The sequence below is a fragment of the Haloprofundus marisrubri genome (genome assembly GCF_001469955.1).
Taxonomy (GTDB): Archaea; Halobacteriota; Halobacteria; order Halobacteriales; family Haloferacaceae; genus Haloprofundus; species Haloprofundus marisrubri.
In genome coordinates this window covers 31,211-42,698 of the sequence record NZ_LOPU01000041.1, presented here as the reverse complement: position 1 = coordinate 42,698, position 11,488 = coordinate 31,211, and the positions used below count along the sequence as shown (strand labels likewise).

At 62.7% G+C, this 11,488-nt stretch carries 10 protein-coding genes and 1 pseudogene; 4 read left to right on the top strand and 7 right to left on the bottom strand.

The genetic code is table 11. The annotated features are described in order from the left end of the window. Positions 1-117: 117 nt before the first annotated feature. A complete protein-coding gene (locus AUR64_RS19595; RefSeq protein ID WP_058583658.1) occupies positions 118-480 on the bottom strand; it encodes a group I truncated hemoglobin in 363 nt (120 codons plus the stop codon). A 102-nt stretch (positions 481-582) separates the two neighbouring features. Continuing rightward, on the bottom strand, positions 583-1,224 hold the full coding sequence (locus tag AUR64_RS19590; RefSeq protein WP_058583657.1) for a helix-turn-helix domain-containing protein: 642 nt from the start codon (positions 1,222-1,224) through the stop codon (positions 583-585). 178 nt (positions 1,225-1,402) lie between these two features. Between AUR64_RS19590 and AUR64_RS19585 the strand changes: the two genes are divergently transcribed. Continuing rightward, positions 1,403-4,039: a cation-translocating P-type ATPase gene (locus AUR64_RS19585; protein ID WP_071391337.1), complete on the top strand. Its 2,637-nt coding sequence runs from the start codon at positions 1,403-1,405 to the stop codon at positions 4,037-4,039. Positions 4,040-4,044: 5 nt separating this feature from the next. Here the strand turns inward: AUR64_RS19585 and AUR64_RS19580 are convergent, their stop codons facing one another. From AUR64_RS19580 to AUR64_RS19570, 3 genes are all read right to left on the bottom strand, one after another. Then, positions 4,045-4,587 carry a VIT1/CCC1 transporter family protein gene (locus AUR64_RS19580; protein ID WP_058583656.1) on the bottom strand — a complete coding sequence of 181 codons (543 nt, stop codon included), beginning with the start codon at positions 4,585-4,587 and terminating at the stop codon, positions 4,045-4,047. Positions 4,588-4,703: 116 nt separating this feature from the next. After that, complete coding sequence (locus AUR64_RS19575) at positions 4,704-5,225, bottom strand: gamma carbonic anhydrase family protein (RefSeq protein WP_058583655.1); 522 nt, start codon at positions 5,223-5,225, stop codon at positions 4,704-4,706. 60 nt (positions 5,226-5,285) lie between these two features. Continuing rightward, positions 5,286-5,555, bottom strand: coding sequence for a hypothetical protein (locus tag AUR64_RS19570; protein WP_058583654.1), 270 nt, complete (start codon positions 5,553-5,555; stop codon positions 5,286-5,288). A 273-nt stretch (positions 5,556-5,828) separates the two neighbouring features. Here AUR64_RS19570 and AUR64_RS19565 point away from each other — a divergent pair, with 273 nt between their 5' ends. After that, complete coding sequence (locus tag AUR64_RS19565; RefSeq protein WP_058583653.1) at positions 5,829-6,533, top strand: hypothetical protein; 705 nt, start codon at positions 5,829-5,831, stop codon at positions 6,531-6,533. A 17-nt stretch (positions 6,534-6,550) separates the two neighbouring features. Here AUR64_RS19565 and AUR64_RS19560 read toward each other — a convergent pair whose 3' ends face one another. Further along, the gene (locus tag AUR64_RS19560) at positions 6,551-8,518 is read right to left on the bottom strand and encodes a serine hydrolase domain-containing protein (RefSeq protein ID WP_058583652.1); all 1,968 of its coding nucleotides are present in this window, start codon (positions 8,516-8,518) and stop codon (positions 6,551-6,553) included. Positions 8,519-8,613: 95 nt separating this feature from the next. Here AUR64_RS19560 and AUR64_RS19555 point away from each other — a divergent pair, with 95 nt between their 5' ends. Next, positions 8,614-9,537 (top strand): winged helix-turn-helix domain-containing protein, encoded by a 924-nt coding sequence (locus tag AUR64_RS19555; protein ID WP_058583651.1) that lies wholly within the window; start codon positions 8,614-8,616, stop codon positions 9,535-9,537. Positions 9,538-9,586: 49 nt separating this feature from the next. Here the strand turns inward: AUR64_RS19555 and AUR64_RS19550 are convergent, their stop codons facing one another. Further along, positions 9,587-10,381: a hypothetical protein gene (locus AUR64_RS19550; RefSeq protein ID WP_058583650.1), complete on the bottom strand. Its 795-nt coding sequence runs from the start codon at positions 10,379-10,381 to the stop codon at positions 9,587-9,589. Between the two features lie 426 nt (positions 10,382-10,807). On the opposite strand from AUR64_RS19550, the pseudogene AUR64_RS20240 reads away from it, so the two are divergent. Continuing rightward, positions 10,808-11,426, top strand: a pseudogene (locus AUR64_RS20240) (IS6 family transposase). The last annotated feature ends 62 nt before the right edge of the window (positions 11,427-11,488 follow it).

The window sequence follows — 11,488 nt, the reverse complement described above, 5'->3', positions numbered from 1 at the left end:
CAACCGACTGTGGTCCGTGTAGGAGTTGTCGGCTTCACGCCCGCCCTAAAGTGCGGGATTCTCGCCTTGAAAAGATAGAAGAGCGAACGTTTCGACGTACGGAACTGGACGGTACAGCTACGTCCGACCCAGTATCGGGTCTTTCAGCGCGACGACTTCGTCCATAATGCTCTCGACGTCGTCGTCGCCGACACCGTTTTCGCGCAAGGCACGTTCGAGATGGACGCCGACGGCGTCGAAGTCCGCCTCGGTGATGTCGAGGTGGGCGTGTGCTTCACGCATGTTCTCACCGCTGTACTCGACTGGGCCACCGGCGACGGAACTGACGAACTGGACTTGGTGGGCACGGAGCTGTTCCATCTCCATTCCCTCGAAGTACCCGACGAGTCGCTCGTCCGCAAGAACGCGGTCGTAGAAGTCGTTTACGACGGTTTCGACAGCATCTCTCCCACCGATTCTTCGATAGATGGTTTCGGACATCGAACGGTCGTCTTTTCGAGTACTGAGCCGATATCTGTTCTCGCTAAGACACTCGGGTTTTTATCACTGCTAGTCAGAAAATCACACGCTCCAGAGTGGTTGTCACTTTTTTGTCAGTACTTGGTCGAGAAGCTTCTCCTGCGCGACAGCGAGATGCTCGCTGAACGTCGCCACCGAGATACCCAACTCCGCTGCGACCGCCGCCGAGTCGGCTCGTTTCGGGCGGGCGAAGTACCCCATCTCGTGGGCCGTCTGCAGGACCTCGTACTGTCGGTCGGTGAACGCCTCGCGGTTTACGAACAGGAGGCGTTGGGACTCTGGCGTCGACTGCGTCAAGCGCTGTACACGGACTGCTCCACAGCAGGACCGAAGGTCGGTGACGATAGACCGAAGCGTCTGGACGTCAGAGGCGATAAACGACAGCAAGAGCGACCCGGAATCGGCGCGAACCGTACGAACGGGACAGCCGTGGTCGGGAACGCGACCACAGGGGCAGTCACCGGTTCGGTTCACGAACCGATACACGGAGCGGGTGTCGTCGTCGAACACCCGTTGGACGCCCTCGGGAGCCTCCATCTCGGTGTCAGCGTGGTCGACGGTGACTTCACCGACGACGGTACCGTCCCGGGACCCCGTTTGGCGGTCGAGGACGACAGATTCGATTTCGACATCCTCGCTCAGGGATGCAGCAGGACAGCCTTCGACGCCGCTCACCTGTATCTGTGCGTGGATTCCGGCGTCCATACCTCGATAGCAGACCTGCTCGGTATAAATCGGGCGTGAAACGTCTCTCTCATCTTCCGGTAGGGGACGTACCGACCGGATTCGGACTTCTTCGTTAAGTGTCCCACCGTTGTTGAGACGGTATACCGGTCGCGACGAGTCCGGCGACGTCGACACGCTCTTCGACAGGTGAGAGACGATGGACTGGCACACCACGTCCCTGAACGAACTGTTCGGCCGCGTCGAGAGCGACCGCGACGGACTCACAGACGCACAGGTCGCCCGCCGTCTCGACGACCACGGTCCGAACGAACTCACAACCGAGACGAGACGGAGTGCCGTCTCGCTGTTCGTCTCGCAGTTCACGAGTCCGCTCATCGTCGTACTCGTCGCGGCGGCAGTGCTATCGGTCGCCGTCGGCCACGCCGTCGACGCGGTGCTCATCTCGGGTATCGTCCTCGTCAACGGCGTGTTCGGCTTTCTACAGGAGTACCGAGCCGAGGCGAGTCTCGACGCGCTGCGTGAACTGGCTACGCCATCCGTCGTCGTCCGACGCTCCGGACGGGAGACTACAGTTCCTGCGACGGAACTCGTTCCCGGCGATGTCGTCCTCGTCGAACAGGGAACCGTCGTCCCGGCCGACGCTCGTCTTCTCGATGCACACGCGCTGGAAGTCGACGAAGCGCCCCTCACGGGCGAAAGCGTACCGGTGGCGAAACACGCAGGGACGCTTCCAGCCGAGACACCGCTGGCCGAGCGCTCGAACGTGGTGTTCAGCGGAACCAGCGTCACTCGTGGGCGAGGCGAAGCCCTCGTCGTCGCAACAGGGATGGGGACGCAGATGGGTGAGATTGCGACCGAACTGGTCGAATCGGTCGACCCCGAGACGCCGCTACAGCGAGACCTCGCCCGCCTCGGTCGACGACTCGGAGTGGCCGTCGTCGTGCTGGCCGCCGTCGTCGCGCCACTGCTGATACTCCGGGGAACCGACGCCGTTCAGGCGGCGCTTGCGGCTATCTCGCTCGGCGTCGCCGCGATACCGGAGGGACTTCCCGCGGTAGTGACACTGACTCTCGCGCTCGGGGTCAGACGGATGACCCGCGAGAATGCGCTCGTTCGGGCGCTTCCAGCCGTCGAAGCGCTCGGCGCTATCGACGTCATCTGTACGGACAAAACAGGCACCCTGACCGAGGGACGGATGCGCGTCCAAACGGCGTGGGTGTACGACGAGGAACACGGATTCGGCGCGGGCTCCGAAGAAGAGACTGCAGAGAAGGTCGGAGTGGTCGACGCTCGCCTCCGGACGGTACTCGAAATCGGAGCCGTCTGCAACGATGCGCCCGTCGATGCCGAGCGTGGCGACCCCACGGAGCGCGCCCTCGTCGATGTCGCGGTCGAACAGGGTCTCGATGTGGCGAGCCTTCGAGCGAACAAGCCCCGACAGGACGAGATACCGTTCACCGCCGACCGACGCCGGATGGCGACGATACACGACGGCGTTGTCTACGTCAAAGGCGCACCGAACGTCGTTCTGGAACGCTCGACACACGTTCTCACCTCCGACGGCGTCGAACCGCTGACCGGCGAGATGCGTGCCAGCATCGACGCGAAGACCGACGCGTTCGCTGACCGCGCACTTCGCGTACTCGGGTTCGCCTACGGCGACCGAACGGGGCCGGACCCCGAGGAGAATCTGGTGTTCGTCGGCCTTCAGGGACTCCTCGACCCGCCACGCGAGGAGGTCAGAGCGGCCATCGAAGACACCAGACGCGCCGGCATCGACGTGAAGATGATTACCGGCGACAACCGGACGACGGCGGCCGCGGTCGGACGACGAGTCGGTATCGACTCCGCCGTCGTGACGGGGGCGGAACTCGATGCGATGGACGACGAAGAACTCGCAGCGAGAGTCGAACACACCGACGTGTTTGCGCGGACCGTTCCACGACAGAAAGTCCGACTGCTCCGCGCGCTACAGTCGAACGGCCATCGGGTGGCGATGACCGGCGATGGGGTCAACGACGCGCCGGCGCTGAAGAGCGCGGACGTCGGCATCGCCATGGGAATCCGGGGGACCGATGTCGCCAAAGAGGCGAGCGATATCGTTCTGCTGGACGACAACTACGCGACGGTCAGAAGCGCCGTCCGTCGTGGCCGGACGGTGTACGACAACATCTGGAAGTTCGTCGCGTACCTACTCAGCGCGAACGTCGCGGAGGTACTGCTGGTGTTCATCGCCTCGCTGTTCGGCTATCTCGTTCTCCCAGCGGTCCAGTTGCTCTGGATAAATCTGCTGACCGACGGTCTTCCGGCACTCGCGTTGGGCATCGACCCCACCGGAGACGACGTGATGGACCGCCCCCCGCGACGAACCCGCGGCATCGTCGACAGAGAGATGCTGGCTCTCATCGGCGGTCTGGGCCTCGTCACGACGGGAGCGATGCTCACGCTCACGTACGTGACCCTCGACGGCGCACCGTCGGTGACGCCGTACGCGATGACGATGGTGTTCACTGGATTCGTCGTCTTCGAGTTCGCCAAACTCTACGTCGTCAGGTCGGTGAAAGCAACGGGCATCTGGACGAATCGATGGCTCGGCGTCGCCGTTGCGGTGTCGCTGCTTCTCCAGTTGGCCGTGTTGTACACGCCAGTCCGTCGGTACTTCGGCACAGTCGCACTCTCACTCACAGACTGGGCGACGCTCGGTCTCGCGTTGGTGGTCTGTCTTCCGTTATTCTTCCTTCTTGCGTGGTTCAGCAGACGACACACGTTCGCGGACGAGCGTGCTGTAGAGACGCGACACAAAAGCAATCCGCCGAGTGAGTCGGAAGCCTGATTCGCTCAGGCGAACCCGCTCAAGAGCGTCCCGACGACGTACGCAACCGTGGCCGCAGCCATCCCAACGAGGAACATCTCCGCTCCGTTGATGTACCAGCGACGGTCGGTGACGAAACTCCGACTCGCACCGACGACGAAAAACGCGATACCGGTGACGGCTATCGAGAACGGGAACAGTGGGTCGATGCCGAACAGATACGGCAACAGTGGCGTCCATCCGGCGACGACGAACGCGAGAAACGTGACGAACGCCGTACTCGCAGGGGATTTACCGCCGTCCGAGTCGATGCGTGCGCCGTCGTTCACGGCTGCCTGATAATCCATCTCCGAGCGCCGACTCAGATAGTTGCTCATCCCCATCGAGAATCCGTCAGCGAGGAGGTTGGCGACGCCGAGAATGACCACGATAGAAGGGTTCAGTGCTGCGCCTGCGACGCCGGCGACGACGGCGAACGTCGTGACGATGCCGTCGTTCGCGCCGTAGATTATCTCGGCGAGATACCGACCGGAACTCCGCACGTCGTCACCGAGGAGTTTCTCTATCATTCCCAGCGGAGTGTTCGGGCCGTAACGATACAAAGCTAGCACCGAGATAGGTTCGCACATACCCAGCGTTCGTGCGGAAACGGACGGGTTGCCGTCTATCGAACGCGGTCTCTTGGTTACTCGTCGAACAACTCCTCGTGTCTGTCGACCAAATCGCCGTACTCCCCGGAGGAGTACTTCGAGAAAATCTCCTCGGCGCTGAGGCGTTCGTCCGACAGCGGCGTGACGCGCGCTGGAACACCTCGGATGAACGATTCGGCGGGAATGTCGTACTGTTCCGGTATCACGGCTCCCGCGGCGACGACGCTTCCCGCGCCGACGGTGACGCCGGTGTTCACCGTCGAGTTGAACCCGACGAGTGAGCCATCTTCGACCGTCGCCTCGTTGATAACCGCGCCGTGACCGACCATCACTCGGTCGCCGATTGTCGACGCGTGGACGACGGCGTTGTCGCCCACGTGTGACTGCTGGCCGATACTGACCGGGCCGATGTCGCCGCGCAGAACGACGCCGGGCCAAACGCTGGCGTCGGCGCCCACGGTTACGTCGCCGACGAGTGTGGACTCACGGCTCACGTCGGCGTCCGGGTGAATCTCCGGTTCGACTCCCTCGAAACGGTACTGTCGTCTGTCGGGCATAGGCAGTGAACAGCACCGACGAGCAAAACCGTTCAGTTGCCCGGGTCGGCGGCGATAGCCTCACAGCGACGAGAAAGGGTAGACGCCGGCAACGGCGACGCAAGAGAGCAGAGAGAGCACGAACAAGAACGCGAACTGGTTGTCGTCGGTCCACGAGCGGAAGACGGGCGAGACGAATCGAGCGATGCCAATCGCGCCGAAGGTAAAAAGTGCGACGGCACTCACAAACTCGGCGCTGAAAAGCAACCACAGTCCGACCAGAACCGCCCCGACAGCGATGGCGGTATCCGAGCGTCGCTGCCACTGTCCGTAGTTCGTGTCGACGTTCACACAGAATCGGCGGCGGCCGGTGTAATCAGTCTGTTCGTTCGACCGAAACGAGAGACGAGTCGGTCGGCGAACGATTCAAGCAAAGTGGCTCTCGCCATCCGCGACTGCTATCTTCACACTCGGCAGAGAGGTAAAGACACATAGGGGGAACACAACTCACACACGAATCTGAATGTCGAAGCAACAGCGCGAGCAGACGGCCACGGCGCGAACTAGTGTGCTCGAACATCGACCACAAACGAGGCGTGCGCGCCATCCGAGGGGAGCAAGCCGATGACGATGTTCGACCGTAGCGACTCCAACGGATACCGGGTCGTCGACCGCTGGGACGGCGGTGTCGGCTGGCTCGCATACCCCGACGAAGCCGGCCAGCGAGCGAGTCACCTCGTCGTCGGCGACGACGGTGTTTGGCTGTTCGACCCGCTCGACGCGCCGGGCGTCAACGACCTAATCTCCGAGTTCGGGTCCGTCGCAGGCGTCGCCGTCTTCTCGGATTACCACGCCCGCGACGCGGACGTATTCGCCGAGCGATACGGCGTTCCGGTGTCGATGCCGCCGTGGATGAAACGACTCGAAAGTCGTCTCGACGCGCCGGTCGACCGCTACACGGGACCGCTCGGTGAGTCAGGGTTTTCGGTCCGCCGGTACACGCCGTTTCCGGGGTGGGCGGAGACGCTGGCGTACCGCGAGTCCGACCGAACGCTCTACATCCCGGAGGTGCTGGGAACCGCGCCGATATTCACCGTCGCCGACGAGCGAATCGGCGTCTACCTCCTCCAGCGACCGCGTCCCCCGAGCGGACTGTTCGAGGGCTACGACCCGGACCGACTCATCGTCGGACACGGAACGGGAGTCTTCGACGACGCGTCGGCAGCGCTCGACGACGCTCTCGCCGGTGCGCGACGTCGCCTGCCGACAGCGCTCGTACAGAACGGACTGCCACAGGTCAGAGCGCTCGTCGAAGCGCTCGGTCCGTAGCAGATGTCGGTCGACAACTACGCCGGCGGCAACAGCAAGTTCCAGTAGCCGAGCCACCAGCAGAACGCGAGCGTCGCGGCGACGACCACAGCGTCGTGAACGCGGCCCAGCGTCACACCGTCCTGCGTCAGTGCTTGGACAGCCAGTATCGCACCGCCGACTACAGCGACGACTGCGAGCACCGGCAACGCGAACAGCAGACTGAACGTCAACGGTGGCGCGGAGAGCACCGTGAGCGGTTGCACGAGGAAGTGGCCGATAGCGAGGACGACGAACGTAAAGAACACGACTGCGGCCCCGCCGACGAGCAGACGAGCGGCGAGCGTAGGGTTGTCGCGCCACCGACGCAGTCTCCGGAGCGAGTACGCGTCGCCGCTGTCTCGAAACCGTTCGATGCCGGCCGCGAGCGGCCAGCCGACGACTCCCGAGAGCATACCGAGAACGGAGATGCCCAAAATCGCAGCGTGGAGATTCAGTTGGTCAAATCGGTCGACGCGGGCGAGCGCCGTCGCCGGATTCGAATCCAGAAAGAGGTACTCGATGTCGCCGTCGTCGTCGGATTCGCTACCGCTGCCGAAGGCGAGTCGCCGTCCGCCGTCTTCGTGCTCGAACACCAGCGGTTCTCGCTCAATCCATCTGTTCGACTGCCCACCCGCCTCGGTGACGAGTGCGCCGTCGTCGGCGATACTTACGTCGATAGTCGGCGCTTGGACTGTCGTCGGAAGTCGGTCGTGACCGGTTTTCGAGAGGCGGAGCGAACGGTACGTCCCTTCGAGCGCCGCGGCGTTCGTCGGTTGTCCGTCCGGCGTGAGCGATTCGGAACTCGACTCCGGGGTCGGGAGCGTCGCGTCGAGAAAGCCGCTCACGACGTCGCTTCGGGCGGCGGCCCCGCCGCTGCCGTTGAACGAGACGAAGATGCCGAGGCCGCGTTCGGGGACGAGGACCATGTCGCTGTGAAACGAGGGCGTCGACCCGTTGTGCCACAGCATCCGTACGTCGCCGTAGAAGCGTTCGAGGAGGCCGAACGCCATCCCCGGCAGTGCCTCGTGGTGCGTCGCCCACTGTCGGTGAAGGTCGCTCACGGCCTCGGAACCGAGCACTCGTTGCCCGTCGACGACGCCGTCGTTGAGGTGCAGTTGCATGAAGCGTGCCATGTCGGCGGCCGTCGCGGACATCGACCCCGCCGGGCGAAGGCCGAGGAACGGGAACTCGCCGTCGGCGTAGCGGAGGCCCGAGAGGTGCCCTGTCGCGTGTCGTTCCGCGAGCGACGAGGGCAGCGGTTGCTCGAAACTGCTCGACTCCATCCCGGCAGGAGCGAGCAGTTGTGATTGTATGGCGTCGACGAAGGAACTCTCGGCGACGGAGGCGAGAACGCCGCCGGCGAGCGCCGCACCGTAGTTCGAGTACGACCCGGCTTCACCGGGCGCGCGAACTCGTGCTGGTCGCGCCGTCCGAAGATACGACTCCAGCGAGTCCACGTCGTTGGGGTTCCGTATCCACAGCCCGCGATTCGACTCCTCGAATCCGGCTCTGTGAGTAGCGAGATGCGCCATCGTTATCGGGTCGTCGGAGCCGTCTCCGACCGGAACGCCGTCGAGATACTCCGTCACGTCCGTGTTTGGGTCGACGTCGCCGCGCGAGACGAGTTGCATCACCGCGGTCCAGGTGACCGCTTTCGAGATAGAGCCGACGCGGAACAGCGTCTCGTCGGGGTCGACCGGGTCTTCGGTACTTTGGTCGGCGACGCCGTACCCGTTGGTGAACGTCACATCGCCGTCGGAGACGACGGCGACAGTTGCACCGGGAATGTTGTGTTCTTGTAAACTCGTCTCGACGAGCGAATCGACCGTCGATTCGAGGTCCGTCTGAGCGAGTGTGTCGGAGTCGGGAGTTCGCGTCGTCGCCGACGCGGACCCGACCATCGCCATCGTGGAGGCAGCACCGACGCCGGCGAGAAATCGCCGACGGGAGGGGGACCGTGTCATCAGTTCAACGTATGAGGCGGATATGAAATAGTTGTGGAGTAGCGAATTACTCCTCGAACAGTTATACGTCGGCCCCGAGAGAAGAAACCGATACGATGACGACGGACCGAAGTGGGACCAACGAGGCGGACGAAGCCGCCACGTCCGACTCGCGACTCGAACCGGAACTCGATACCGACCCGTTCGCCGTTCTCGGTAACGAGACACGCCTTCGAATCGTCGACGCATTGTACGAAGAGACGGAAGCGACGAGTCCTGACGCCGGTGTCACGTACTCCGAACTCCGCGATGCGGCCAACGTCGACGACAAGGGGAACTTCAACTACCACCTCGGCATACTCTCCGAGCAGTTCGTGGACAAAATCGACGGCGACTACCGATTGGCCTTCGCCGGATTCGAGGTCGCAAAGACGATTCGTGTAGGTGCGTGGACGGACCACGAACCGCGCGGTCCTGTCGAAGTCGAATCAGCGTCGCCGCTCGTCGACGGTGCGCCGCTGTACGCGAGTTACCGTGACAGTCTCCTCAGCGTCCACGCGGAAGACGAGACCCCCATATTCCAGATGGCCGTGCGTCCGGTCGGCGCGGCGACCCGCGAGATGGACGAACTGGTCGAGACGATGGCGGGACTCCTCGAAAACGCGGTTTCGCAGACGCGACGAGGCATCTGTCCGTACTGTCACTGTCGGCCGGAGCAGTCGGCGAGCGTCGTCGAGTCGGGTCGGTGGCGCTACTGCTTCGAGGCGGTCTGTCCCGAGTGTGGCCCGCTGTTTCGCGTGCCGGTTGGCGCGGCTATCGTTCGGCATCCGGCGGTCGTTTCGTGGTACTGGAATCGCGGCGTCGACGTCCGAAGCGAACGACTCTGGCGTCTCTCGGTGTTCGGCGACGATGCGGTGAGCGACCACGAAACGGAGCCGTTCGGACTCCGCGTGACGCTCGGCGACGACGACGATTCATTGGCAGTCGTTCTCGACGAAACAGCCTCCGTGGTCTCCGTTTCGACGCCGACGGACGAGTAGCGGCTATTGGGCGACGACAGCACAGCGCTACTGACGACGGGACCCCCTCTCAGACGTGGCGACGGCAGCGTTGGAACGAGTCGACCACTGTTCCCGGATTCTCGGACTCGGAGAGGTCACACCGGTACGTCGGAAGCCACGGCACTCTGGTGTGAATCAACAATCGGTCGCCGTCGCGTTCGAGACGCCGAATCCGACGCCACGGAACGATAGAGCCCGGTCCGTTCGAGTCGACAGCGACCAAACCGTCGTCGTACGCGACCAACTCCACTCGAGTTCTCGAACTGAACAGCGCGATGACGACTCCGGCGAGCGCCGAACCGAGAACAGTCGTGAGACCGGCTTCTCCGCCGAGTACCGCCGCAGCGAAGGCGACACCAACTGTCGAGGAGACGACGATTTGACCGAACTCCCGCCGCCGGGACGTCGTCGCCGAGAGCGACGCTTCCGCCGTACGCGCTGCTCGAAACAGCGTCGTGCGACGGGCCGAGCCGTAGCCAGCCACGAGCGCACCCGCGATTAGCAGACCGAACAGTTCGAACAGACCGAGTTCGGAAAACCCGAACGTCGTCGAGAACAGTGTCTCTGCGGCCCGACCGACTGCGGGAATCGCGGCGGCGACGGCGGCCACGAGATAGTACCGACGCTGTGCAAATCCGTCCTGCTGCTCGGGCCACTGCTCGACGAGAAGCCAGACGACGAGGCCGAGAAATCCGGCGGCGACCAACGAGGATTGGGCGCTGTTGAACGTGGGGTACGATGCCCCGAGCGTGTAGAACACCATCGCTGCGAGAGCGGCGAGCGAGATGCTCAGCCCGTGGAGGGAGGGAATCCGGAGACGCATTCACTTCGTTGGTATCAACCACCCGATAAATGCCTTCCCGTCGACTGCGACAGAAGACGTTCGTTGGCACGGTAGGTGAGCCTCTCCGGAGGAGTGTACGTCGTGGGTGGTGGGAGGGGAGAAAGCGAACGGGGTGGTGCTCCTGATGGGTGCCCAGGGGGAATGGTCCGCTCGCCCGTGATGGGTCGACCAGTGGTCACCGGTGAAGGACCAACTATCGATAGTCGCCGTACTGTCATAATACTGCGTCTACTCACGAATACTGAGAGGTTCCAGCGCAACGTGTCGACGATAGCTGCGAAAACCCCCGCCGAAGAAGCCGAACAGAGCGACGGTCCTGTCGAGCACATATATCAGTCGGGTTATGATTCGAACTACAGGGCACTGTCTAGATAAGGAACGAGCAGGTCGAAGAGTTAGTGATCCATGCTACTCTCAAACCTGCTCAAGCAGAGTTTAGACACCGCTACGCTTGAATGTTGGCAGCGGGAGCGGACGGCGACCGCCCTGACGGGCGTCGCCGTCCGACTCCATGCTGCCGGTTTGTCGCTTAGAGAGACAGAAGCGATTCTTCGGCTTCTCGGCGTAGAACGCTCGTTTCAGGCAATCTTTCAGTGGGTTACATCGGCTGGCTGACAGCGTCTCAGACCCGCCGAAGGCGACGCGGAGGCGGGTCGCGGTTGACGAGACCGCTGTCAAGATCAACGGTGAGTGGTCTTGGTTATACACCGCAATAGACCTCGACACAAAAATAATTCTTGACCTCGCACTGTTCAAGAATCATGGGACTGGTCCGGCAGCTGCGTTTCTCCACGGCGTTTGCGAGAAACACGACTGTTCAGACGCGGTATTTCTTGCCGATTCCTTCGGTTATCGGACTGCCGTCTCTCGATTAGGATTGAACGGTCGGGTCGACTACACAGAGCGAAACCTGATCGAAAAGTAGTTTCACACGTTCAAAATGAGGGTCAACCGTTTCCACAACTCATGGGTGGGCAGTCGGCTGAGCGTCCGCCAGTGGCTTGCAGTATTCGTTCATTACTAGAATTTTCAGCGACCGCATCAATCGCTCGGTGGTCGAACGCCAACTCAGGAGGTTAACTAGAC